17 protein-coding genes and 2 tRNA genes are annotated in these 25,271 nt (G+C 64.5%); 9 read left to right on the top strand and 10 right to left on the bottom strand.

Annotated elements, in window-relative coordinates:
- Positions 1-83 precede the first annotated feature (83 nt).
- The gene (locus tag CEW87_RS18550) at positions 84-989 is read left to right on the top strand and encodes a LysR family transcriptional regulator (protein ID WP_108975376.1); all 906 of its coding nucleotides are present in this window, start codon (positions 84-86) and stop codon (positions 987-989) included.
- A gap of 63 nt (positions 990-1,052) precedes the next feature.
- Here the strand turns inward: CEW87_RS18550 and CEW87_RS18545 are convergent, their stop codons facing one another.
- From CEW87_RS18545 to CEW87_RS18535, 3 genes are all read right to left on the bottom strand, one after another.
- On the bottom strand, positions 1,053-2,207 hold the full coding sequence (locus CEW87_RS18545) for an NAD(P)/FAD-dependent oxidoreductase (protein WP_108975374.1): 1,155 nt from the start codon (positions 2,205-2,207) through the stop codon (positions 1,053-1,055).
- Between the two features lie 94 nt (positions 2,208-2,301).
- Positions 2,302-5,481 carry an error-prone DNA polymerase gene (locus tag CEW87_RS18540; protein WP_108975372.1) on the bottom strand — a complete coding sequence of 1,060 codons (3,180 nt, stop codon included), beginning with the start codon at positions 5,479-5,481 and terminating at the stop codon, positions 2,302-2,304.
- Between the two features lie 107 nt (positions 5,482-5,588).
- Positions 5,589-6,551 carry a 2-hydroxyacid dehydrogenase gene (locus CEW87_RS18535; RefSeq protein ID WP_108975370.1) on the bottom strand — a complete coding sequence of 321 codons (963 nt, stop codon included), beginning with the start codon at positions 6,549-6,551 and terminating at the stop codon, positions 5,589-5,591.
- 722 nt (positions 6,552-7,273) lie between these two features.
- Between CEW87_RS18535 and CEW87_RS18530 the strand changes: the two genes are divergently transcribed.
- The gene (locus CEW87_RS18530) at positions 7,274-9,076 is read left to right on the top strand and encodes a M61 family metallopeptidase (protein ID WP_108975368.1); all 1,803 of its coding nucleotides are present in this window, start codon (positions 7,274-7,276) and stop codon (positions 9,074-9,076) included.
- Positions 9,077-9,174: 98 nt separating this feature from the next.
- Here CEW87_RS18530 and CEW87_RS18525 read toward each other — a convergent pair whose 3' ends face one another.
- Together CEW87_RS18525 and CEW87_RS18520 are read right to left on the bottom strand one after the other, a co-directional pair.
- A complete protein-coding gene (locus CEW87_RS18525; protein WP_108975360.1) occupies positions 9,175-9,726 on the bottom strand; it encodes a hypothetical protein in 552 nt (183 codons plus the stop codon).
- A 112-nt stretch (positions 9,727-9,838) separates the two neighbouring features.
- Entirely contained in the window at positions 9,839-11,110 is a 1,272-nt protein-coding gene (locus tag CEW87_RS18520; RefSeq protein ID WP_108975358.1) for a bifunctional O-acetylhomoserine aminocarboxypropyltransferase/cysteine synthase, read from the bottom strand.
- A gap of 200 nt (positions 11,111-11,310) precedes the next feature.
- On the opposite strand from CEW87_RS18520, the gene parA reads away from it, so the two are divergent.
- Positions 11,311-11,976 carry a ParA family partition ATPase gene (gene parA / locus CEW87_RS18515; RefSeq protein ID WP_108975356.1) on the top strand — a complete coding sequence of 222 codons (666 nt, stop codon included), beginning with the start codon at positions 11,311-11,313 and terminating at the stop codon, positions 11,974-11,976.
- Positions 11,973-13,019 carry a hypothetical protein gene (locus CEW87_RS22835; protein WP_234421580.1) on the top strand — a complete coding sequence of 349 codons (1,047 nt, stop codon included), beginning with the start codon at positions 11,973-11,975 and terminating at the stop codon, positions 13,017-13,019. Before parA ends, CEW87_RS22835 begins: the two co-directional genes overlap by 4 nt.
- A 45-nt stretch (positions 13,020-13,064) precedes the next feature.
- On the opposite strand, the gene pabB is transcribed toward CEW87_RS22835, so the two are convergent.
- The gene (gene pabB, locus CEW87_RS18500) at positions 13,065-14,873 is read right to left on the bottom strand and encodes an aminodeoxychorismate synthase component I (RefSeq protein ID WP_234421579.1); all 1,809 of its coding nucleotides are present in this window, start codon (positions 14,871-14,873) and stop codon (positions 13,065-13,067) included.
- A gap of 454 nt (positions 14,874-15,327) precedes the next feature.
- On the opposite strand from pabB, the gene thrC reads away from it, so the two are divergent.
- From thrC to gltX, 5 genes are all read left to right on the top strand, one after another.
- The gene (gene thrC / locus CEW87_RS18495; RefSeq protein ID WP_108975352.1) at positions 15,328-16,776 is read left to right on the top strand and encodes a threonine synthase; all 1,449 of its coding nucleotides are present in this window, start codon (positions 15,328-15,330) and stop codon (positions 16,774-16,776) included.
- 197 nt (positions 16,777-16,973) lie between these two features.
- A complete protein-coding gene (locus CEW87_RS18490) occupies positions 16,974-18,029 on the top strand; it encodes a sensor domain-containing diguanylate cyclase (RefSeq protein ID WP_108975350.1) in 1,056 nt (351 codons plus the stop codon).
- A gap of 80 nt (positions 18,030-18,109) precedes the next feature.
- Positions 18,110-18,184: transfer RNA gene (locus CEW87_RS18485), tRNA-Val, on the top strand.
- A 51-nt stretch (positions 18,185-18,235) separates the two neighbouring features.
- Positions 18,236-18,310 (top strand) — tRNA-Val (locus CEW87_RS18480).
- Between the two features lie 104 nt (positions 18,311-18,414).
- Positions 18,415-19,812 (top strand): glutamate--tRNA ligase, encoded by a 1,398-nt coding sequence (gene gltX / locus CEW87_RS18475; RefSeq protein WP_108975348.1) that lies wholly within the window; start codon positions 18,415-18,417, stop codon positions 19,810-19,812.
- A gap of 10 nt (positions 19,813-19,822) precedes the next feature.
- Here the strand turns inward: gltX and CEW87_RS18470 are convergent, their stop codons facing one another.
- The 4 genes from CEW87_RS18470 to mnmC form a co-directional block, all read right to left on the bottom strand.
- On the bottom strand, positions 19,823-21,889 hold the full coding sequence (locus tag CEW87_RS18470) for a diguanylate cyclase (RefSeq protein ID WP_108975347.1): 2,067 nt from the start codon (positions 21,887-21,889) through the stop codon (positions 19,823-19,825).
- 105 nt (positions 21,890-21,994) lie between these two features.
- Complete coding sequence (locus CEW87_RS18465) at positions 21,995-22,306, bottom strand: P-II family nitrogen regulator (protein WP_108975345.1); 312 nt, start codon at positions 22,304-22,306, stop codon at positions 21,995-21,997.
- 4 nt (positions 22,307-22,310) lie between these two features.
- A complete protein-coding gene (locus tag CEW87_RS18460; RefSeq protein WP_108975343.1) occupies positions 22,311-23,249 on the bottom strand; it encodes a sodium-dependent bicarbonate transport family permease in 939 nt (312 codons plus the stop codon).
- Between the two features lie 27 nt (positions 23,250-23,276).
- Entirely contained in the window at positions 23,277-25,217 is a 1,941-nt protein-coding gene (gene mnmC / locus CEW87_RS18455) for a bifunctional tRNA (5-methylaminomethyl-2-thiouridine)(34)-methyltransferase MnmD/FAD-dependent 5-carboxymethylaminomethyl-2-thiouridine(34) oxidoreductase MnmC (RefSeq protein WP_108975341.1), read from the bottom strand.
- Between the last annotated feature and the right edge of the window lie 54 nt (positions 25,218-25,271).

The following is a 25,271-nucleotide window of genomic DNA, read 5'->3' as shown; positions in this document are numbered from 1 at the left end:
GTTGCGAATGTCTGGATGATGCACGACTTCATTGCGCGGAAAAACGCCGATAATGAAGAAGGTATTTCAAACAAGATTTGATAATGATTGCGCTCAAGGATCTCGAAATCTTCGTCCGCACCGTTCAGGGCGGCAGCCTCAGCGCCGCGGCGCGCATGATGGACATCACCCCGGCTGCGGCAAGCGCCTCACTCAAACGGCTCGAAGCCGATCTCGGCGTGCGGCTCTTTGTGCGCTCCACACGGAGTCAGCGACTGTCGCAGGAGGGGGAAGCCTATCTGCAGCATTGTCTGCAGGCGCTGGAGTTGCTTGATCAGGGCAGACGGGCGGCAACGGCCGGACAACTCGAACTCAGTGGCAGCCTGCAGCTATCCATCCCGTCAGACATCGGGCGGCGTCTGCTGTTGCCCTGGCTGGACGAGTTTGTTGCGGACTATCCGCGCCTGCAGTTGCGGGTGCAGGTGTCGGACCGGGTTGCGGATGTGTTTCAGCAGCCGGTGGATATTGCGATCCGCTACGGCAATCCGCCGGACTCGAGGATGGTGGCCTTGCCCCTCGCGCCCGGCAACCGGCGGGTGTTGTGCGCATCGCCGGCCTATCTCGAACGTCATGGCAGGCCCGAGACGCCTGCCGATCTCGTTCGCCACAACTGCCTGTGCTTCATGCTCAGCGATCAGGTGCACGATCGCTGGCGCTTTTCACGTGATGGCGAAGAGAGCCTGGTCAACGTCAGGGGCAACCGCATCGCCGACGATGGCGAGACGGTGAGGCGCTGGGCCGTGGCCGGGCATGGGATCGCCTACAAGTCGCGGCTCGACACCGAGCAGGACCTGCGCGATGGGCGCTTGGTGGCGCTGTGCACTGCATGGTCGGGGGAGTCCAGCCCGCTCAACCTGCTGTGTGCCAGCCGGCGCCAGATCGGCCCTGCGGTGCAGTTGCTGCGCCAGCATCTGCAAGGGCGGATCGATCAACTCGCGGTGGGTGCGTGATGCCAGCCCGCTGGCGAGTGCGCGCGCTGCGGGCGGCAGTGCGCCCGGCAGCATGAGGCGCACTTACTGCGCGTTGCGGATGCGGGCAGGTCCGAGCGCGGCCTCGCTGATCCCTTCGGCCGCAATGTGGGCCGGCAGCGGCAGTTGTCGCACCAGCGCTGCGCAGGCTTCACCCATTGCAGCGGCGGTCTGGATGCCGTAGCCACCCTGTGCGGCCACCCAGAAGAAACCGGGCACCCGATCATCGAAACCGCCGACCAGCCCGCCGTCGGAAGCGAATGTGCGCAGGCCGGCCCACGGGGTTCGCGGGCGGCTTGCGTCCAGCGTGGTCATCTCTTCGACGCGGTACATCGCCAGGGCGATATCCAGGTCTTCGGGCTGTACATCCTGCGGCGGCACCGGGTCGGCGTTTGCGGGTGAGGCGAGCAAGGCGCCTGCATCGGGCTTGATGTACCAGTCCTCCGCTGCGCCGAGCACCATCGGCCAGTGTGCGGTGGGGATGTCGGCGGGTGCGGGCAGGATGCAGGCCGTGCGTCGTTTCGGCACCAGTCCCAGCGGTGCGACGCCCGCCAGCCCGGCGACGATGTCGGCCCAGGCGCCGGCGGCATCGATCAGCACCGGTGCCGTCCAGTTGCGTGTGCCGGCGCTAAGGGTCCAGACCTCGCCGCTGCGCTCGACGGCGCTGAACTCGGCGTCGCACACGACCTGACCGCCGGCGTGGCGTACCCCCTTGAGAAAGCCCTGATGCAATGCGTTGACGTCGATATCGAAGGCGCCCTCTTCATACACCGCAGCCGCGACCTGCGACGGACGCAGGACCGGCACCATTGCGCAGGCCTCGGCCGCAGACAGACGGCGGGCGGTGGATGAGGTGGTCTGCAGCTCGCGCCAGAAGTCATCGAGGTGTGGCAACTGGTCCGGTGTGGCCACGACCAGCACCCCGCGCGGGCTCAGCAAGGGGTGGCCGGTGAAGCCTGCAGGGGGCGACTGCATGAAAGACAGGCTTGCGCGGGTGAGTGCCCGCACCTGAGCGTTTCCGTAACTTGGCACGAAGATCGCGGCGGAGCGTCCGGTGGCGTGATAGCCGGGCTGCGATTCGCGTTCGAGGATGAGGACGCGGCCGAAGGGCGCCAGCCAGTATCCGATCGAGGCACCGGCAATGCCCGCGCCGACAATGATGAAGTCCGCATCGGTTCGAGCCTGCGTTTCCGAGTTCACTGTTGTCTCTGTTGTGTGCAAAGGGTGAACTCTGGCGCAGATCCGGAGCCGCGTCCAACGTCATGCGTGCGGCGCGGTGCCCCCCGGGGCTGCCTCAATGGAAGTCCCTGCTGTGGGTCTCGAGCTGGCCAAGCAGGGCGGAGTGGTCGACCACGCGGCCGGCGATGAGGTGCACCACCTGGCCTTGGCGGCTGATCTGTCCGTACACCCCCAGCAGCTTCGCGCCCAGAAGCTGCCGGCGCTGACGTTCGACCAGCTCGGGGCGAACGATGATGTTGATCAGGCCTGCTTCGTCTTCCAGGGTGATGAACATCGTGCCATTGGCGGTGCCGGGGCGCTGGCGGCAGGTCACGATGCCAGCGGCGCGGGCGAGCATGCGGTCGGGGCAGTGCATGATCTCGGTGGCGTCCAGAAAGCGCATGCCACGCAGGGTTGTGCGCAACAGGCTCAGCGGGTGGCGACCGAGGGTGAAACCGAGCCTGTTGTAGTCGGCACGCAGATCCTCTGCTTCCGAGGGCGGGGCGAAGCGAAGTGCGTTTTCGTAGCCGGCTGCGCCTTTGAGCATGCCGGGCAGCGGGCTGTTGCCGGTGGCCTGCCACAAGGCCTGGCGGCGGTTGCCGGCCAGTGATTTGAGGGCGTCGGCCGCGGCCAGGCGTTGCAGGGTGGCGGCATCCAGGCCGGCGCGCGTGGCGAGGTCGGCCACGTCGGCAAAGGGCCGTGTGGCGCGGGCGGTGGCAATGCGGGTGGCGGTCTCGGTGCCGAGCCCGCGGATCATGCACAGGCCCAGACGCACGGCAGGGTTCGTGTGTGCACGATCAGGACCGGGCTCCTCATCGTCAATCGCCTCCAGTGTGCATTCCCTGTCGCTGGCATTGACGTCCGCGCTGCGGACCTCGACCTGATGGCGGCGTGCGTCCTGTATCAGTTGCGAGGGCGAATAGAAGCCCATCGGCTGGCTGTTGAGCAGGGCACACAGGAAGGCTGCGGGTTCGAAGCACTTGAGCCAGGCCGAGGCATAGACCAGCAAGGCGAAGCTGGCCGCATGGGATTCCGGAAAACCATAGCTGCCGAAGCCTTCGATCTGCTTGCACAGGCGTTCGGCAAATTCTGCTTCGTAGCCGTTGGCGGCCATGCCTTGCAGCAGCTTGTTGCGGTAACGCTCGAGTTCGCCCTTGCGCCGCCATGCGCCCATCGAGCGGCGCAGCTGATCAGCCTCGCCGCCGGTGAAGCCGGCCGCCGCCACCGCGAGCTGCATCACCTGCTCCTGAAAGATCGGCACCCCCAGCGTGCGTTCCAGCACGGCGCGGATCTCATGCCGCAGACCGGCCATCGGATCATCGCCGCGGGCCTTGCGTGTGCGCGCTTCGAGATAGGGATGGACCATGCCGCCCTGGATCGGGCCCGGGCGCACGATGGCGACCTCGACGACCAGGTCGTAGAAACGCGTCGGCTTGAGCCGTGGCAGCATGGTCATCTGCGCGCGCGATTCGATCTGGAACACGCCGATGGTGTCGGCGCGCGACAGCATGGCATACACCGCTTCCTCCTCGCGCGGGATGCTGGCCAGGCTGAGCGGGGTGCCACGCCACGCCGATACCATGTCGAGCGCACGGCGCAGTGCGGAGAGCATGCCGAGCGCGAGCACGTCGACCTTGAGCAGGCCGAGGGTGTCGAGGTCGTCCTTGTCCCACTGCAGCACGGTGCGGTCGGGCATGGCGGCGTTTTCGATCGGGACCAGCTCATCGAGCCGGCCGCGCGCAATCACGAAGCCGCCGACGTGCTGCGACAGGTGGCGCGGAAAGCCGATCAGGGCGTGGGTGAGCGACAGCAGCTGGATGAGCTGCGGGCTGTCGGGATCGAAACCGGCCTCGCGGACCCGTTCGGGAATGATCTGTCCGTCGTCGAACCAGTAGCGGTCGCGGGTCAGGCGCTCGATCTGTGCGGCTTCGAAACCCAGCGCCCGACCCACATCGCGCAGCGCGCTGCGCGAGCGGTAGCTGATGACGGTGCCGGCCAGCGCGGCACGCTCACGGCCGTACTTGCGATAGATGTACTGGATGACCTCTTCGCGGCGCGAGTGCTCGAAGTCGACGTCGATGTCGGGCGGTTCCTGGCGCTCGCGCGAGATGAAGCGTTCGACCAGCATGATGCCAAGCGAAGGGTCGACTTCGGTAATGCCCAGCGCCCAGCAAACCACCGAGTTGGCAGCGGAGCCGCGCCCCTGACACAGGATGCCGGCGCTGCGGGCAAAGCGGACGATGTCGTGCACGGTGAGGAAATACGCTTCATAGGCGAGTTCGCCGATCAGGGCGAGTTCGGTCTCGATCTGGTGACGAACCCTGGCGGGCGCCGGGTCGTCTTCCGTACGGGCTGCGCAGGCGAGGGCGTGTTCGGCTGAGGCTGCCTTGCGGTAGCGCCAGCGCAGCCCCGCTTCGACCAGCTTGCGCAGCCAGGAGGCGGGCGTTTCGGTCGCAGGGACGAGCTCTTCCGGATACTCGTAGCGCAGTTCGTCGAGCGTGAAGTTGCAGCGTTCGGCGAGTACCAGGGTTTCGGCCAGCAGATCGGGTGGAAAGCGGCGCCCGAGCACTTCACGCGCCTGCAACCGGCGCTCGGCATTGGCGGCGAGCGCCAGCCCGGCATCGGCCACGGTGGTGAGCAAGCGCGTCGCAGTGAGTACATCGGCCAGCGGGCGGCGGCTGGCGTCGTGCATCAGCGCACCGGTGCTGGCGATGAGGCGCAGGCCGGTGCGTGCGCCGATCAGGCGCAGTTGCGTCAGACGGGTAGCGTCGCGGCCATCCAGTGTCTGCATGAAGGCCATCCAGGCTGCACCGGGAAAACAACTGGCGAGCCAGTGGGCGGCGGCCTCGGTGTTTTCGTCGGGCAGGTCGGGTGGCAGCAGCACGGCCAGGCAATCGTCCAGCCCGTGTTCGAGATCGCTGCGCAGCAGCCGGTAATGCCCCTTTTCGGCGGCGCGGCGGCCGCGGGTGATCAGCCGCGAGAGCTGACCGTATCCCTTGCGCGTGCAGGCCACGAGCACCAGCGCCGGGCCATCCTCGAGCCGGATCTCGCTGCCGATGATGAGCCGCACTGGCAGCGCATGTTCGCGAATGCAGCGATGCGCACGCACAACCCCCGCCAGCGAACATTCATCGGTGATGGCAAGCGCCTCATAACCGAAGGCCGCCGCCTGCGTGGCCAGCTCTTCGGGATGCGAAGCGCCACGCTGGAAGCTGAAGTTAGACAGGCAATGGAGTTCGGCAAAGCGCGGGATCATGTGTGGACTGTAAATAAATACAGTCACAACGGCAATCCACATGATTCCGTGTGGCGCGGGCCGCCGGACCCGCGCGTACCATCCTGCTCAGCGAGGCCTTATCCGTCTCACGCAACCCGACGCAGCGCGTTCCCCGACCTGAACGCGTGCGTGTTCTCGACCAGCTGATCGACGATGCGCTGACGTGCCTCGCGGCTGCCCCAGGCGCTGTGTGGCGTGACGATCAGGCGTGGTATGTCGTCGGCCAGCAGGGGGTTGCCAGCGACCGGGGGCTCCTGAATCAGCACATCGGTTGCGGCGCCGCCGAGATGTCCGCGTCGCAGCGCATCGGCCAGCGCCTGCTCTTCAACCAGTCCGCCACGCGCGGTATTGATCAGGAAGGCGCCGGGTTTCATCAGTGCGAGCTCGCGTGCGCCGATCAGATTGCGAGTTTGCTCGGTGAGCGGGCAGTGCAGCGTGAGCGCATCGACCTCGGGCAGCAAGGCATCCAGGGACAGACGATCCACCTTCGGCGGACGCCCGGGAAGATTGCCGACCACCACGCGCATGCCCAATGCCTCGGCCAGTCGCGTTACTGCGCCGCCGAGTTCGCCCTGGCCAAGCACGCCAAGGGTCTTGCCCGCCAGTTCGACAATCGGAAAATCGAGCAGACAGAAATGCTTTGCCTGCTGCCATTGGCCCGCTTTTACCGCAGCCTGATAATCCGGTAGCCGGGTCGCCAGCGCCAGCAACAGCATCAGCGTGTGTTGCGCAACGGTGGCGGTGCCGTAGCCCTGACAGTTGAACACGGCAATCCCGCGTGCCTTCGCCGCGTCCAGATCCACGTTGTTCAGACCGGTCGCGGAAACCAGCACGAGTTCAAGCTGCGGGCAGGCCGCAAGCACTTCAGCCGTCAGATTGACCTTGTTGACGATCGCGACCTGGGCCCCCTGCAGGCGGCTGATCACGTGCTCAGCCGGGGTGTGCTCGTAAGTCTGAAAGCCAGAAAATGCTTCCCGCAGCGAAGTAAGGTCGAGATCGTTCTGGTCGAGCGGGGTGATGTCCAGGAAGACGGCGTTGAATGGGGGCATCGATCTGTACCTTTGTGAAATTCCGTGCCGGATTATCTGCCAAGCGCGCTGCACCAACAAAGCGCAGAGTGGATTCGATGCCGGCCCTTTCTTTGATCAACTGTGTTTATCCACGATCAAGGTGAATGAAGCTGTGGACAAGGTGTGGGGGAGTCCACAACGGCCTTGAATCAACAGGCTTTTCGAGGCTTGCCTAAAAATGAGGCAGTCCCATGAAATGGTGGTTTCAAGACCGTTTCCGGGCCTTGTTGGCGATTTGTCCACTGTTTTCTGCTGCGGTTTCTACGTATTTTCTGCGCGGCCTGTGGATTGTGTGTTCGATCAATCCTGTTTATCCCCGTGCGGCGTGGGTGAAGCTGTGGACAAGGTGTGAGGGAAGCCGAAACCTCCTTGAATCGAAAGGGATTTCATCGTCTGCCTAAAAATGAGGCAAGTCCGGAGAAGTGGAGGCTCAGACCTGTCTTTTGGCCAGGTTTGACGTTTGTCCAGTGTTTTTCGTGGCGATTCGCACGAATTTCTTGCCCGGGGTGTGGAAAACAGGCCCGACCCATCGGGTTTATCCCCGAAGGCCGTGGGCGAAGCTGTGGACAAGGTGTGAGGGAGCGTTCAAACGCCTTGAAGCAACAGGATTTTTTCGTGCTGCACAATAAATAGGCAGCTCCTCGCAAAGCGCCTAAAATCGTGACTTCTCCGTTTTCCGGCCGCTGTCGCCCGTCCTGCCCATGACTGCCCCGATCCGCTATTTCATCCGCCCCTCGCGTCCTGAAGCCCATGTGTTCGAGCTGCGCTGCACGGTCAGTGATCCGGACCCCGCAGGCCAGCGTTTCAGCCTGCCGGCCTGGATTCCGGGCAGCTACATGATTCGTGAGTTCGCGCGTCACGTCGTGAGCCTGCGCGCAGAGTCGGGTGACAAGGCCGCGAAGGTCGAAAAACTCGACAAGCACACCTGGCTCGTCACCGGGCTTGCAGCGGGAAAACCGCTGACGCTGCACTACGAAGTGTATGCATGGGATCTGTCGGTGCGCGCGGCTCATCTTGACCAGACGCATGGCTTCTTCAACGGCACCAGTGTGTTTCTTGCAGTGGAGGGACGCACCGACCGGCCCTGTCTGGTCGAGATCGAGAGCCCGGAAGGCATGGCTTATCGCGACTGGAAAGTGGCGACTGCCCTGCCGCGTGCCAGCGGCGAAATCGGTGCGGCGTTTGCTTACGGATTCGGGCTGTACCGGGCGGAGAATTACGACGAACTGGTCGATCACCCGGTCGAGATGGGCACATTCACGCTTGCCGATTTCGAGGCGGGCGGGGTGCGCCACGATATCGTGCTCACCGGTCGCCACGACTGCGATACCGAGCGCCTTGCAGCCGATCTCGAACGCATCTGCCAATTCCAGATCGAGCTCTTCGGTGCGCCGCCGCCGATGGACTATTACGTCTTTCTGACGCAGCTGGTCGGTGACGGCTACGGCGGGCTGGAACACCGCGCATCCACCGCGCTGCTGGCCAGCCGGGCAGACCTGCCGTGGAAAGGCATGACCGGTCTGCCCGACGGCTACAAGACCTTCCTTGGCCTGTGCAGTCACGAATACTTCCACACCTGGAACATCAAGCGCATCAAACCTGCCGCCTTCGTGCCCTACGACCTGGCGGTCGAAAACTATACCCGGCTGCTGTGGGCCTTCGAGGGCTTCACGTCCTATTACGACGATCTGGTGCTGGTGCGCTCCGGCGTGATCTCGCCGGCCGACTATCTTGGTCTGGTGGGCAAGACGGTCTCTGCCGTACTGCGCGGTCCTGGTCGTCATCGGCAGAGCGTGGCGGAATCCTCGTTCGAGGCCTGGAGCAAGTACTACCGGCAGGACGAAAATTCGCCGAACGCAATCGTCAGCTACTACGCCAAGGGCTCGCTGATCGCACTCGCGCTCGACCTGCAGCTGCGCAGCGAGACCGGCGGCAAGCGCAGCCTGGATGACGTGATGCGGCTGCTGTGGCTGCGTCATGGACAGACCGGCGTCGGTGTTGCCGAGGACGGCATCTTTGCCATCGTCGAGGAGGTCGGTGGCAAGGATTGTGGCGCACGGCTGGCGCGCTGGCTGCGCAAGGCGGTCGAAGGTACGGACGACCTGCCGCTGGCACGCCTGCTCAAGCCCTTCGGCGTGGCGTATCAGCCCGAGGCGCCGGGCGCGAAGCCAACGCTCGGCATCAAGCTCGCGGGTGGAAACGGAAAGGGCGAAGCGAAGATTGCGACCGCGTATGACGGCGGCGCGGCTCAGCTCGCCGGGCTGTCAGCGGGTGATGTGCTGCTCGCCATCGACGGGCTCAAGGTCAGCGCTGCCAACCTCGACAGCATGCTCGAGCGTCATCAGGCGGGTGATTCAATCGAAGTCCACGCCTTCCGCCGCGACGAGTTGATGTGCTTCGATGTCGAACTCGCAGCGGCCGCCAGTGATGCGGTCAAACTGGCCGTGGACGAGAAGGCTGCAGCCTCGGTGCGCCGTCTGCGGAAGGGCTGGCTGGGGCACTGAGTCTGATAAAACGACAGCAAAAATCAAAAGGGCCGGCATCCGTGAGGTCGCCGGCCCAGCTTTGCCGCTGCGGGTGATTGAAGCCCCGGAAAGGCGGCTTACACCGCTTCCTTCTTCAGCAGCTTGTTGCGCCAGTAGCGCCAGGCCAGGAGGCCGAACAGGGTGCCCATGATGAGCCAGAAACCGATGCCTTCCCAGAACGCGATCGGGTCGGTTGCGAGGAAGTAATCGCGAGGCGGGCGGGTGAAATGGACGCGGCCCTGGACCAGGCCCATGACGATCGACGCTGCTGCTGCCAGCGCTGGCGAGAACCATACCAGCAGGCCGCCGGCGACGATGACCTTGTCGATCAGCGGTGATGGGCTCCGCCGCGGCAGGTAGACGCTCTCAACCCCATACCAGACGGCCAGCAGAAAACCCAGGCCCGCCACGAGTGGCGTGAGCGCCAGCACCGTACCGAGCACGGTGGCGCCGAGCATGAAGGACGCGCCTTCGAGTTGCATGATCTGCGGCCAGATCATGTCGAGATTGAGAAACAGCCAGGTCGAGGCAGGTGTTGCCAGCAGCGAGAGGAGGAGACAGATGCTGGCGCGGCGGCGTGAAGCATCGCCGGCAAGTGCGGCATCTTGTGCCTGAGGAATGAGCGGCATGTCGGGGTGCCCGTGCGAGGGGCGAAACGAAACAATCCGCGAGTCTACTACGGCAGCGAGGGTTTTGGCGTCCGGCCATGCATGAACACGGCCGGACGTCATTTCACTTCACTCAGACTGCGGCGAGCGCCTGTTCGAGATCGGCGAGGATGTCGTCGATATGCTCAATGCCGATCGACAGGCGAACCATGTCGGGCGACACACCAGCCTTGGCCATTTCTTCCGGCGTGAGCTGACGGTGAGTGGTGGACGCCGGGTGGCAGGCGAGCGACTTTGCGTCACCGATGTTCACCAGGCGCGTGACCAGCTTGAGCGCATCCTGGAAACGGCCGCCGCCTTCGATACCACCCTGAACGCCGAAGGACAGAATGCCCGAGGCACGACCGCCCATGTACTTCTGCACAAGGCCATGGTCCGGGTGGTCCGGCAGGCCGGCGTAATTCACCCACGATACCTTGGCGTGCGTCTTCAGGTAGGTAGCGACGGCAAGCGCGTTTTCGCAGATGCGGTCCATGCGCAGCGCAACCGTTTCGATGCCTTGCAGAATCAGGAAGGCGTTGAAGGGCGAGATCGCTGCACCCATGTTGCGCAGCGGGACGACACGGGCGCGCCCGATGTAGGCTGCAGCGCCGAGCGCTTCGGTATAGACCACGCCGTGATAGGACACGTCGGGTTCGTTCAGGCGGCGGAAGCGCGTCTTGTGCTCGGCCCAGGGGAATTTGCCCGAATCCACGATGACGCCGCCGATCGAGGTGCCGTGACCGCCAAGGTACTTGGTGAGCGAATGCACGACGATGTCGGCACCGTGCTCGATCGGGCGGCACAGGTAGGGCGAGGGCACTGTGTTGTCGACGATCAGCGGGATGCCGGCCTTGTGGGCGATCTCGGCGAGGCGCTCGAAGTCGGTGACGTTGCCCAGCGGGTTGCCGACCGATTCGCAGAAAATGGCCTTGGTGCGGTCGTCGATCAGCTTGGCGAAAGCGTCGGGGTCGCGATAGTCGGCAAAGCGCACTTCGATACCGAGTTGCGGAAAGGTGTGCGCGAAGAGGTTGTAGGTGCCGCCATACAGCGTCGCCGCCGAAATGATGTTGTCACCGGCTTCGGCAATGGTCTGGATCGCGTAGGTAATCGCCGACATGCCTGAGGCAACCGCCAGGCCCGCAATACCGCCTTCCATTTCTGCGACGCGCTGTTCCAGCACGGCAGTGGTAGGGTTCATGATACGGGTGTAAATGTTGCCGGCCACCTTCAGATCGAACAGGTCGGCACCATGCTGGGTGTCGTCGAAAGCGTAGGAGGTTGTCTGGTAAATCGGTACTGCGACCGCCTTGGTGGTCGGGTCGGGAGAGTAGCCACCGTGCACGGCGATTGTTTCGAGTTTCATTCTTAGGGTCCCCTCTGAAAGTGTCGGAGGAGTATATCCAGAGCGCGAGAGATATCGAAATAGCTTGAAATGATGAAAGGGGCGCCGCGCTTGTCACGAGTCGGGCCCGAGTGGACAATAATAAAGTATTACTTGATGCGGATCGGAAATGCAGCAGACATGTGTCTGCATCCGCATTGGGCAACAGAGGAGATGTAACAATGAAACAGTGCAGCGTCATTGCCCTGTTATCGCAAAAAGGCGGCGTCGGAAAAACGACCGTCGCCATGCAGTTGGCAGAGGGGCTCGCAGGTGCGGGTTACCGGATCTCGGTGTGCGATCTCGATCCACAGGAGAGCGCGGCGCGATGGGCTGCCGCGGCGAATCCGGCTGACCCCTTTCCGGCATCGGTGATGAGCATGCAGGGCGATCTGGCCTCACTCGAAACGCAGGTTGGCAATGTCGGCTGCCGTTCGGACATGCTGCTGCTGGATTGCCCGCCATCCATCGAACACGCGCATACGCTCGCCGCACTCGAGTTGGCCGACGTCATCCTGATTCCAGTTGTGCCCAGCCCAACCGACCTGTGGTCGACGCGTGCGGTCGAGCGCCTGGTGGTTGCAACCATGGCGCGCCGTCCGGGCTTGCGCGCGGCCTTGCTGCCGAACCGGGTGCAGCGCACTGCACTGGCAGGGGACGTGCTCGAGGTGCTTGGCGAATTCACCTTGCCCGTGGTGGCTGCGAGCCTGGCCCAGCGTAATGCCTACGCCCAGAGCGCAGTCGAAGGCGGGTCGGTATATCGGCTGGGGCGCAGTGCCGGGCAGGCCCGTGATGAAGTGGACCGTCTCGTAGCGGCGGTCCTTGAACTGACAGGAGAAACAAAATGACCACACGCAACAAGACGCAGTCGGCACTGCGTGCCACGCTCAAGCAGGAAGACGCCTCGGTTGCCGGACGCTTGCCCGAAGTGGCCGCGGTCGCGGCGACGGCGACCAGGTCCGCTCAGGCTGCGAAGCCTGCCGCGAAGCCCGCGGCAAAGCCCGTGACGCCGCGGGCCCCGCGTGCTCGCAAGCCCGCGACAGCAAAGCCTGCGCCGGCAGCGCCGGTCGCGGCGAAACCGGTCGCGGCTGCCGAGCCGGCTGCCGAGCGGGTGACGGCTCCCGCGTCTGCTGCTGCGGCCGCACCCGCTGCGACGGCGACTTCCAAGGCCCCGGCCCGACGTCGTGCAAGCGCGGCGAAGAAGCCTGCGCCGGCCAAGCCTGCCGCGGTCGCGACGCGTGCTGCGGTGGCGAAACCCGCTGCAGAAAAGACGCCTGTAAAGCCCAAGGCCGAAGCCGGGGCGAAAGCAGAGGACAAGCCGGCAGCAACCAAGCCGGCAGCAACCAAACCGGCAGCAACCAAACCGGCAGCAACCAAACCGGCAGCAACCAAACCGGCAGCGGCCAAACCAGCAGCGGCCAAACCAGCAGCGGCCAAACCGGCAGCGGCCAAACCGGCAGCGGCCAAATCCGCCGCAGCCAAACCGGCAGCAGCTAAACCGGCAGCAGCCAAGCCCAAGGCGGCCAAGGTCAAGTCCGCTGGAACAGCGGCGGCGAAGGTGGCGCCTGCGAAAGCCGTGGCCGGCACGTCCGGCGGTGCGAAGAAGTCGGTCGCCGGTCCTGCAGTCATCAAGCTCCCGGCTGCGAGCGTCGAGCCGAAGAAGGAAAAGGCGGGCAAGGTGGTACGGGATTCGTTCTCGATGCCCAAGAGCGAGCAGGCTGCGCTCAAGAAAATACGTACCGCGCTGGCACGTGCCGGACGGCTGGCAACAAAGTCCGAAGTGCTGCGTGCCGGTCTCAAACTGCTGGGCGAGCGTTCGGCAAAAGAGCTGGTCGCGGTGCTCGATTCCCTGCCCGTCGTGACCAAGGGCAAGAGCAAGAGCAAGAAGTAAGGTCTGCCCGGGGCTGCTCGCTGGGGCAGCGCCGGACCTCCCGGCTCAAGCCGGCGCTGCCAGCGTCACCCGCTGCAATCCACGCAGGGCGTTGCCGACGTAGATTGCCCGGGCGCTGCGCAAGTCGTCCATCGACAGCGTGCGTTCGATTGCGCGCCCGTCTCCTAGCAGCTGCCGTCGCAGCACGCCGTCCAGCACGCCCGCCGACAATGGCGGTGTGTGCAGGATGCCGTCGCCGGTGTCGATGAAGACCGTGCTGCGAGCGCCCTCGGTCACTTCGTTTCTTTCGTTCAGGAATACCGCGTCGAAATACCCGCGGCCCAGCACGTCGTGCAGTGCGTGATCATAGGCCTCGCGCGCCGTCGTCTTGTACCTCAGTAGCATGTCCGCGCTGTCGACCCGTTCGGGCCATTGCACGATTTCCGGTGGCGTATCGGGCGGTGCATCCAGCACTTGACTGGCGATCACGAAACGTCCTGCGTACGAGAGCTCCAGCCGGACCCGGTGAATGCCGGGCGTCAGCGTGCGTCCATGGGCCAGCAGGGCCGACCGCAGCGCACCGATGTCGCAGGTGTGGCCGAAATGCCGCGATGAGCGCAGCAGTCGGGACAGGTGCGCCTCGAGAAGGGGGAAGGTGGGTTCGGCGCCCACTTCGCAGCGCAGGGTCTCGATGAGGCCGAACGGTGCGCCGAGGGCAGTCAGGAAGCGCCCTTTCAGCAGGCATTCTTCCCATTCGGACTCAGCGTCCGAGTCCGCCACTACGCCGCTCCCGAGGTTCAGCCGGAAGCGGCCGTCGGGTTGCACGTTCAGCGTCCGGATCGGCACGTTGAAGCTGAAGTCGCCATCGGGTGCGACCCACCCGAGCGCACCGCAGTACAGGCCGCGCGGCTCGCGCTCGAGTTCGCGGATGATCTCCATCGCGCGGATCTTCGGCGCACCGGTGACCGAACCGCAGGGAAACAGGGCGCGGAATACCGTGATCAGATCGGCATCGACCGGCTCTGCATGGACGGACGATGTCATCTGCCACACCGACGGGTAGGGTTCGATCGTGCAGAGCGATTCGACCTTGACGCCACCTGCGGGCGCGAGGCGACCAAGGTCGTTGCGGATGAGGTCGACGATCATCACGTTTTCGGCGCGATCCTTCGTCGAGCTTGCCAGTGCGTTCGGGTCGCTCGAGCGCGGCGCCGTGCCTTTCATCGGGCGGCAGCTCAGCCGTTTGCCGCTGCGCTCGACGAAGAGTTCGGGCGAGCGCGACAGGATGGCGCCGCCGGCATCCGCGATGTATCCGCCGTGACCGACCGGCTGCGCCTCCATCAGGCGCCGGTACAGCGCCAGTGGCGAGCCATAGATCGTGCCGGTGAGCGGCCAGGTGAAGTTGACCTGATAGCAGTCCCCGGCGTGGATCAGTTCGCGGATGCGACCGATGGCCGCAAGGTAGTCAGCCCGTTCGATGCCGCGCTCAAGCGCTGCCACACCTGCGTTCTGCAGGTGCTCGTCGAGGAGCGACAGTTCTTCCTCTATCCGGACCAGACTCTCGGCCTGTGACAGGCGTTCGCCCTCTGCAAACACCCAGGCACGGAGCAGCGGGGCGTCGTCGGCGGGGAGCAAGGCCTGCAGCCGGGGTTCGAGTGCATAACCCAGTTCGTAGGCTGCGGCCACCGCAACCCACTGGCCTTGCCTGCGCGCAGCCTCGATCTTGCCGAACGTGGATTCGATCTCGCCTGGCGAGCGGCAGCACAGCGTGTACTGCAGGTCGGTCAGCCACAGGTGCTCGCCGTCGGGAAGGTTGTCGTCAAACAGGGCCCAGCCCGGGTTCGCTGTTTCGTCAGGGGCAAGGGGCGTTGTCACGGGCGGCCCGGCGCAGGCTGCGCTGCAGTGCACAAGCCGTTCGCGAGGCAGTGTCGAACGCTGCGGTGGGCCTCGGAGAGCAGGGCAGTGGTCAGGCGCACGGAGAGCTGGCGGGTCATGGTCAAGTCTGGGGATGAGGGCGTCGTGAAAGTGAAATTCTAATGCGAAAGGTCGATCATGTTGCGCCAGCAAAACACCGTTGACCGGGTTTCGGCGCGCCGCGGCAGTGGCGTGACGGGTGTGAGGCGATGGACCTTCTTCAATGGCTCTGAACCCGCTCCGGGTGTCGGCCGCGTCGCTCATGGCGCTGCAAGCGGCGCGGATGTCGGTTGTCACCGTGCCGGCGTGATGCACAAACCTGCGAATCTCCACGCACTTTCGTTAAACTCACGCCTTCGCATTCGTGCGCCGGTGATCGGCGTGCGCAGAATCAGCTGACTCCGAGGACTGTTCCGTGAAGTACATCTCCACCCGTGGCCATGCCGGCCAGCCCGCCAATCCGGAATTCTGCGACATCCTGCTCGGCGGCCTCGCCCCCGACGGCGGTCTCTACCTGCCGGAGTCCTATCCGCTGATCGGCCGGGAAGAGCTCGACGCCTGGCGCTCGCTGTCCTATGCGGAGCTTGCCTTTGCGATTCTGTCGAAGTTCATCACCGACATTCCCGCTGCAGACCTGAAGGCGATCTGTGACAAGACCTACACCGCAGCGGTGTACTGCCACGTGCGCCCCGGCGACAACGCGGCCGACATCACGCCGGTGCGCTGGCTCGAGGACGGCAAGCTGGGTCTGCTGGAGCTGTCCAATGGCCCCACGCTGGCCTTCAAGGACATGGCCATGCAGCTGCTCGGCAACCTGTTCGAGTACGTGCTGGCCAAGCGCGGGGAGAGCATCAACATCCTCGGCGCGACTTCGGGCGACACCGGCTCTGCGGCCGAATACGCGATGCGCGGCAAACAGGGCGTGCGGGTGTTCATGCTGTCGCCGCACGGCAAGATGAGCGCCTTCCAGCGTGCGCAGATGTACTCGCTGCAGGACGACAACATCTTCAATATTGCCGTTACCGGCATGTTCGATGATGCGCAGGACATCGTGAAGGCGGTCTCCAACGATCACGCCTTCAAGGCGAAGCACAAGATCGGCGCGGTGAATTCGATCAACTGGGCGCGCGTTGCAGCCCAGATCGTGTATTACTTCAAGGGCTATTTCGAGGCCACGAAGTCGAACGACGAGCAGGTCGCGTTCTGCGTGCCCTCGGGCAACTTCGGCAACATCTGCGCCGGTCATATCGCCCGACAGATGGGCCTGCCGGTGGCAAAGCTGATTCTCGCCACCAACGAGAACAACGTGCTCGACGAGTTCTTCCGCACCGGTGTGTATCGCCCGCGCAAGACCGCAGAGACCAGCGTGACCTCGAGCCCGTCGATGGATATCTCGAAGGCGTCCAACTTCGAGCGCTTCGTGTTCGACCTCGTCGGCCGCGACCCGAAGAAGGTGGCCGAGCTGTGGGCGGAGGTCGATGCCGGTCGGGCTTTCGATCTCAGCACCACGCCGTGGTTTGCCCGTCTGGACGACTTTGCCTTTGTGTCGGGCAGCAGCAGTCACGCCGACCGTCTGGACACCATCCGCAGCATCTACGAAACCTACGGCGTGATGATCGACACCCACACCGCCGATGGCGTCAAGGTTGCGCGCGAACTCGCAGCCGAAGTCCCGGCGGGTGTGCCCCTGCTGGTGCTGGAAACGGCGCTGCCGGTGAAGTTTGCCGAAACCATCCGCGAAGCGCTCGGGCGCGACCCCGAGGTGCCGGCTGATCTGCAGGGGCTCGAGACACTGCCTCAGCGCGTCGAAGTGATGGCGCCTGACGGCGAGCAGATCAAGCGCTTCATCGCTGAGCGGGTCTGAGACAGGGGGTCTGGCAGGCGCTTTCCGATACAGCGCCTGCGGTTTTAGGGCTTTTGATGACTTCGGTTGGAGTTGTCATCCTCATCGCGTTAAACTCATTAAAACAGCCATGTAGACAGGCATGACTGCACCTCCTTGGTGCGTCGTGAATGGTATTTGCATGAATTTCGTGAATAACGTAGTTAACCGGTGGTCAGATGAGTGGTGTCAGTGCCGAGCCCGCTGCGGTGCAGCCGGGTGCAACCCATAGCGATGCCCGGGTGCTCGCTCATGAGGTGATCGAGTTTCTGATCGTTCATGCTCTTCATCCCAGCCCGATCAACTACGCCGTTGCCTACGAGTACCGGATGGGGGGCGATGCTGCGCTGAACGCCCGCGTCGACGCCCATCTCGCGGCGGACAAGCGACTCGACGATCTGCTGATGCGCGAGCTTTACGACGAGCATCTCGCGATCGAACAGTTCCGCAATCTGCGCGGTCTGGGCGGAAGCCTGCAGGAACTGGTCGACGGGCTGATCGGCGATATCAGCGAAGCAGGGGAGCACGCTTCGGGTTTCCACTCTGCAGTGGAAAACAACATCAGCCTGTTGAAGCGCAGGAACGACAGCGAGGCGGTGACCGCGATTGCCGCGGATCTGCTGGCGGCCACTGCCAAGGTGCATTCAAGTAACACAACCCTGAAGGCGCGTCTCGACTCCGCCGACCAGGAAGCGCGAAAGCTTCGCGACGAGCTTGAGCGCCATCGGCGTGAGGCACTCAGCGACCCCCTGACCGGCCTGCTCAACCGCCGCGGCATGGAGTATCACCTCGACGAGATGGCGGTTTCCGGTGCGCGTGAGCCGCTCTCGGTGGTCGTCCTCGATATCGATCATTTCAAGCGCATCAACGATACCTACGGCCATGCGGTCGGCGATGTCGTGATTCGTCATGTTGCCAAGGTGATGCGGACCGCGGTTTGCCCGGAGGATGTGACCGTGCGCTTCGGTGGCGAGGAGTTCGTCATCCTGATGCCGCGACGCAGTCTTCACGAGGCAGAAGTGCTGGCTGAATCGATACGGGTCAAGGTCGAGCGCCTGCGCCTCATCCGGCGTCAGGACAAACTCGCGCTCGATCCATTCACGGTTTCGCTCGGCGTGGCGTCCCGGCACGACGACGAAGCCTTTGACGGCATTTTCGAGCGCGCCGACAAGGCGCTGTATGCCGCCAAGAACAGTGGTCGCAACCGTGTGCTGACCGAGCTGGCGCTGGATTGACGACGCCGGTGGTCGCGAACACTGTGCGTGGCTATTGACGTTATCCGGCCCGGCTTCTACAATCCGGCCTCTTTCGCGAAGGGCGGTTAGCTCAGCGGTAGAGCACTGCCTTCACACGGCAGGGGTCACTGGTTCGATCCCAGTACCGCCCACCAACGGTGGGAACTCGTTGCGAAAGCCGGCAGAGGGATTGATCCCCGCTGACCGGGCGGTTAGCTCAGCGGTAGAGCACTGCCTTCACACGGCAGGGGTCACTGGTTCGATCCCAGTACCGCCCACCAGATACCAACCCCGACGTCGTCTCGACGGCGGGGTTTTTTTATTTTCAGACTGTGGCGACGTCCTTGCACCGAGCTTGTCCGCGCCCAATGCCAGGGGATATTCGATGACTGCTCACGTTCGCACCCGCTTCGCGCCAAGCCCCACGGGTTATCTGCATATCGGCGGCGCCCGCACCGCCCTGTTCTCATGGGCCTATGCCCGTCACCACAAGGGTGATTTCGTGCTGCGCATCGAGGACACCGATGTTGCCCGCTCCACGCCCGAGGCGGTTCAGGCCATCCTCGACGGCATGAAGTGGCTGGGGCTCGACGCGGACGAAGGCCCGTTTTACCAGATGCAGCGCATGGATCGCTACAAGGAAGTGGTCGATCAGATGCTTGCCGCCGGCACGGCCTATCACTGCTACACCAGCCCGGATGAGCTCGACCAGCTGCGTGAGGCTCAGCGCGCACGTGGCGAAAAACCGCGCTACGACGGCCGCTGGCGTCCCGCGCCGGGCAAGGTGCTGCCGCCGGTGCCGGAAGGCGTGAAGCCGGTTGTGCGCTTCTGCAATCCGATCGACGGTGTGGTGGCGTGGGACGACCTGGTCAAGGGCCGCATCGAGATCGCCAATGCGGAAATGGACGACCTCATCATCGCCCGTCCCGACGGCACGCCGACCTACAATTTCTGCGTGGTTGTGGACGACTGGGACATGGGCATCACCCAGGTGATTCGCGGTGACGACCATGTGAACAACACGCCGCGCCAGATCAACATTCTGAAGGCGCTCGGCGCGCAGGTGCCGCAGTACGCCCACCTGTCGATGATTCTCGGCGACGACGGTACCAAGCTCTCGAAGCGCCATGGCGCCGTGAGCGTGATGCAGTACGACGACGAAGGCTACCTGCCCGAGGCGGTCATCAACTATCTGGCACGCTTGGGCTGGAGTCACGGCGACGACGAAGTCTTCACCCGCGAGCAGTTCGTCGCGTGGTTCGATCTCGATCACATCACGCCCTCGGCCGCTCAGTTCAATACCGAGAAGCTCAACTGGCTCAACGCCCATTACATCAAGCAGGCAGACAACAGCCGCCTGGCTGGCGAAGTGGCAAGCCGCCTTGCCCGTCGTGGCGTGGACCCGGAAGCCGGCCCGGCGCTGGATGCCGTGGTGGCGCTTTACAAGGATCGCGCAGCCACCCTCAACGAGCTGACGGATTCCGCCGAACTCTTCTGTGCCGATGTGCACCCGGCACCTGAAGTGGTCGGTCAGCATCTCACCGAGACCGCACGTGCGGCACTGGCGAGCCTGCGCACACGTTTCGAGTCCGCTGTGTGGGAAAAGGCCGTGCTGAGCCAGGCGATCAAGGACACCATGGCCGAGCATGGCCTGAAGATGCCGCAGGTCGCGATTCCGCTGCGGGTGGCCGTCCTCGGCGTCCCGCAGACACCGTCAATTGACGCGGTGCTCGAGGTGCTGGGCCGCGAGCGCGTGTTGTCGCGCCTGGCGCGTTGCGGCTGAGACCTCGCGATCAGCGGGCTGCCTCTGGGGTGGCCCGGCCTGTGCCTGATTCCCCGGGCGTGTGAATCCTGACCTGGTCGCGCCCGGCTTTCTTGGCGTCGTAGAGCGCCTTGTCTGCGCGCTGCAGCGAGGCTTCTGCCGAGCCATCGCGCGTGTTCAGGCTTGCGATCCCGATGCTCACGCTGATCGGTATCGGTGTGCGTTCAAAGCTCGATGGTGAGGTTTTCACGGCCTCGCACAGCCGTTCGGCGAAATCGCGCGCGCCCTCGATGCCATCGCCGGGCAGCAGGATTGCAAACTCTTCGCCACCCAGGCGTCCGATCACATCGGTCTTGCGCAGGGTCTGGCGCACGATCTCGACGAAGTGCTTCAGCACAGCATCACCCGCCGCGTGGCCGTGGGTGTCGTTGACGTGCTTGAAGTGGTCAAGGTCGGCCATCAGTATCGAGGCCGTGCCGCCCTTGCGTTTCAGGCGGGCGAGCTCCTCATCCAGTCTCTCCAGAAACTGGCGCCGGTTCGATGCGCCCGTCAGAGAGTCGGTGGTGGCCAGTTGCAGCAATGCTTCCCGTTGTTCCTTCAGCTCGGAAATGTCGCGAAACACCACGACGGCGCCGCCCTGTTGATCGCCATCGTCGATCGGCGCAACGGTCATTGCCACCGGGAATGCGGTGCCGTCGGCCCGGATGAACCAGTCTTCGCAGCTTCTGCGCTTGCCATCGTGCAGCGTCTGAAATATCGGGCAGGCTTCGTCCGGATAGGGTGATCCGTCCGCGTGATGATGATGAAACAGCCGGTGCTGGTTTACGCCGACGACTTGTGCCGCGGTGTAGCCAAGCATCGTGAGCGCGGCAGGGTTGATAAAGCTCGTCACGCCATTCGGCTCCACACCGTAGATGCCTTCGCCGGCCGTGTTCAGCAGCAGGGCATTCTGCTGCGACAAGCGACTGATCGCGGCGGTCTGCAAATCGAGCTGGCGCTTCCATTCCCTGCGCGACAGGTTCAGCAACAGCAGCACGATCAACTGCACCAGGGCATAGCCTGCGAACGCATTCCTGAGGGTGATGCTTCGGGCTTTCGTGTGCGCGGTGAGCTCGGTCTCTGCGTTGCGCCAGATCAGGATGCTGCCGGCCGGGGGTCTTGCCGGATTCTGCTTGCCGAGGAAATCGAACAGCGGAAAGCGGATCACTTGAAATCGCTTCTGCTCCCAGGTCTGGAGCCACGACTCCGGCTCCGGCTTGCCACGCCCGATCAGGGCGGCGGCAAGCCAGGCGGCGGCCTCGGGGCGGGATGCCGACAGCAGAAAGCAGCAGTTGCTGCGCTCGGGGGCGCGGGTCGCAGGCTGATAAAGCGACCACATCGCCTGTGTGACACGTTCGGGCCTCAGCAGGACTGCGATGCCGATATCGAGCTTTTCGCTCAGTCGCTTGAGCAGGCCATCGATTCCGATGCCAACCTCAAGTGTGCCGACATGCTCGCCCGTTTCGCCGGCTTGCTGTGCATCGACCGGCGCCGTGTGTCCATCGGCGTAGGACCGGATGACGGGGGCGCCGCCACGTATGCCGGCAAATGCACGACCGATCTCGAAGCCGCTGCGTGGAATACGGTCACTTTGAATGCTGCGCATCATCGGCCTGAGTTCCATCAGGCTGTCGCCGTAGCGTTCCGTGGCATGAAAGCGGAGGAAAGAGCGCAGGTCGGGGGTGAGGAGAAACTGAAACTGGCGCAGGTCGAACATGCGATGCATGTCCTGCCACTGCAGATCCAGCTTGGCGGTGAGTGCGGCACGCAACTCGACTGCGCGCGCGTCATTGCTTTCACCGCCTGCGCGGAGGAAGTGGTTTGCTTCCCCAAGAATGCGTGCAATTTCGGGGTCGGCGGCCATGTTGTATGCGAGCGCCCGTGCTTCATGCTCGAGCTCGTCCATGGACACTTCGTAAATGCTCTGCAGTCGTACGGCTTGTGTCTCGAGCTGAAGCTTCAGTCGATTGTCATGCTGTTGCAGCGATAACACTGCGCCACCCGCGAAAAGTGCAGCAAGGGCAGTGCTGGCAATCAGGACGACAAGCTTGTAAGGCACGACATTACGACCGGGCGTTGATCAAACGAAGTCTAGCCCGGTCTTCGCGAATCATTCGTGACGAACGTCAAGCAGCTGCCCGAACAGTGCGCCACGCGGTCCGCTTCAGCCGGCGAATTTCTGCGGTCGCAGCACGCCTACGTCTGCGACGAAGGCGACCATGGCGTAGTGCTCGAAGTAACGGGCTTCTACATGCGTGGTGATGGTGACCGCGGTGTTGGTGTCGCACAGCACTTCCATGCGGATCGAGCGGTCGGCATCCCAGGTGCCGGCGCGGTTGCCATGGCTGCCGCTTCCGCGCACATCGGCCACGGTGTATCCGTGCGCGCCGAGATGCATGACGTCTTGGGCCAGTTTTTCCTCGAGCGCCCTTTCGGTGATGAGGACGACGAGCTTGCAAGGATGGGTATTAGGCATGGTTTCAGCTTCCGTGGATCAGACCGACGATGCGGTGGTAGAGCGGGATGCCCACAAGGATGTTGAAGGGGAAGGTAATGACCAGCGCCGCAGTGATCGAGAGTCCCGGATTCGCCTCCGGCACGGCGATCCGCATTGCGGCGGGTGCGGCGATATAGGACGCGCTCGCAGCCAGCGTGGCCAGGAGCAGGGTGCCGCCCGCGGAGAGCCCGATTGCGGTACCGACGACGGTGCCGAATACCGCAGAGAGGATCGGCATCACGATGGCGAAGCCGGCGAGAAAGGCCCCGCTGGTGCGCAGCGCACCCGCCTGGGCGGCAGCCACCAGGCCCATCTCCAGCAGGAAGAGGCACAGCGCGCCCTTGAACAGGCCGAAGAAGAAGGGTTCCAGTGGTGCGAGCCCCTTTGGTCCTGCCGCCCAGCCAATGAGCAGGCCACCGGCGAGCAGCACCATGCTTTTGCCGAGAAAGATTTCGTGCAGCAAGGGGCCCCAGCGCACCGAGCCGGTATTGCCACCAAGTCGCGCCAGCAGCACGCCGACCGCGATGCCGGGCATTTCGAGCAAGACCAGGAACAGCGGCAGGTAGGGCTCGTAGGCCAGCTGGCGCGCGCTCAGGTAGTCGATACCCACCGCAAAGGTGACCACGCTCACCGAGCCGTAGTGCCCGGCGATGGATGCGGCGTTGAAGCGGTCGAGACGACCGAGCTTGTGCAGGATGGGAAAGGCGACCAGCGGGATGACGATGCCCAGCGCGATCACGGCCACTGCCTGGGGAAGGACGTCCATCGGTGACTGCTTGGCCAGCTCCATGCCGCCCTTGAGGCCGATGGCGAGCAGCAGATAGATGGAAAGCGCCTCGTAGAGCTGGGCCGGAAGCTTGAGGTCAGAGCGGGCCAGGCGCGCAGCGAAACCCAGTACGAAGAAAAGTGCGATGGCGTCCATGATTGGGCGGTTCCAGTGGATTGGATTTCAGTCGTCGGTGGCTGATTGGCGCACAGGACGCAGTATAAAACGTGCAGGATCCACCGCCGCGATAAGGTCATTCTCCACCGGTGCGGGCTCCCCGCAAATAAGGGAAGCCATCAACTCCCCCGCCAGCGCAGCCCACACAAGGCCGCGGGCGCCGAAGCCGGAGAGCGCGTACAGCCCGGCGTGGCGCGGTATTTCCGAAAGTGGGGTACGCGGTGCGACGCTGCTGACGGACGGGATCGCGCCGACCATGGGCAGGCGGTCGGGCGATGCCGGGCGAAATCCCACGCGCCCGCGCAGTGCGGTCGGGCCGAGCTGGGTGGTGTAGCCGGGCAGCATGGCTTCGAGCTTGTCGATGTTTTCACGGTGGTCACGCTCACGCAGATGCGTGTCATCGTCCCCGACATCGAAGGTCGCGCCGGCGCAGCGCAGGCCATCTACCTCGGGGCTGACATAGCCCATGCGACACATCACGACCCTGGGCGCACTGCCGGTGGCAGCCTCAAGCAGGCTTACCTGGCCCCGGGCGCTGACCATCGGCAGTGCTTCGGCCAGCGGAAAGTCGCACAGCCCTGTTCCGGCTGCCATGATGAGGACAGGCGCGGCGGCAATGAGGCGTCCGTCTGCATCGAGCACTCGCCAGTCGTCCTCGACACGTTCGATCTGCGCGACCGGGCAGCCGAAGTGGGTGCGGATCTGCTGCGGGTGTGCGGCCAGATTGGCAGCGCACAGGGTCGGGGGCTGCACCCAGCCGCTGTCGGAGAACCACCAGCCACCCAGCGGTACGGGCCAGCCACCGATGCGTTCAGCTTCGTCCGCATCGACGAAACGCAGCAGTGACGCGGGCAGGGCGAGGCGTTCGACCACCGCCCGCATCTTGTCCAGCTGCGCAGCGTCGCGCGCCAGATGCAGCACGCCGCAGTCCTCGGCCCGGACGCTGATGCCGTGCGCCCGCAGGCGACGAATGTGGCGCCAGCCATAAAGGGTACCGGCGCGTGTCAGCCTGCTCATCCGGTTGTCGTCCAGACTCGGCAGCGGCCGCAGCACGCCGGCGTGGTTGCCCGAGGCGCCCTGACCGGGGCGGTCGGCTGCGTCGATGACATCTACGGTCCAGCCACGTGCTGCAAGGCGCTCGGCCGCCGAACTGCCGGCAACGCCGGCGCCGATCACGATGGCGTGGCGCACGGTCTGCGGCGCATCGGATTCGGGGGGCAGGGGGGGCGCTTCCGCCTGTCCGCCACGAGGCCCGGGGTGATGGCCGCGCAGCATCTGACGCTTGCCGGCGAAGCCGGGCGCCTTCTGCACTTCAAAGCCGGCGCGGCGCAGGCCTTCGCGCACTTCACCGGCAACCGACCACGTTGCCAGCGTCGCGCCCGGCGCAGCCATCCGCCCAAGCAGGTGAAAGACCTTCTGCGACCACAGGTCCGGATTGCAAGCAGGCGAGAAACCGTCGAGCAGGAAGGCGTCAGCGCGGGCGTCGAGTTGCGCCAGGCCGTCCCGCGCATCGCCGAAATACAGGGTGAGAAACACCCGGTCCTTGTCCAGATGCAGTCGGTGCACACCGGGTGTCAGGCTGGGCCAGGCCGCCTGGAGTTCTGCCGCGAGCGGTGCAAACTCGGGCCAGCGCGCATGCAGCACAGCGAGGTCTTCGACCGCGAACGGGTGCAGCTCGCAGGAGACGAAATGCAGGGTTGCAGCGCGCTCGGGGTCGGCGCGCCATGCCGCCCAGACCACGAGAAAATTCAGCCCGAGCCCGAAGCCGGTCTCGACAATGACGAAGCGGTCGCGCCCGCGCCAGCGCCCAGGCAGTCCGTTGCCACCGAGGAAAACGTGCTCCGCCTGCCCGATCGCACCGGCGGCGGAATGATAGACGTCTTCGAAGGTGTCGGAGTAGGGTGTGCCGTCGTCGGCAAGGGTGTAGCTGGCAGGCAGGATTGGCATGGCAGATTGGGCGAGGTGTTGACGCGGCGCTCACGGATCGGGACAGGCTCCGGC

This window comes from Parazoarcus communis, assembly GCF_003111665.1.
In the GTDB taxonomy this organism is placed as follows: domain Bacteria; phylum Pseudomonadota; class Gammaproteobacteria; order Burkholderiales; family Rhodocyclaceae; genus Parazoarcus; species Parazoarcus communis_B.
Note: the sequence above shows the minus strand (reverse complement) of the source record. Positions and strands in the feature narration are given on the sequence as shown.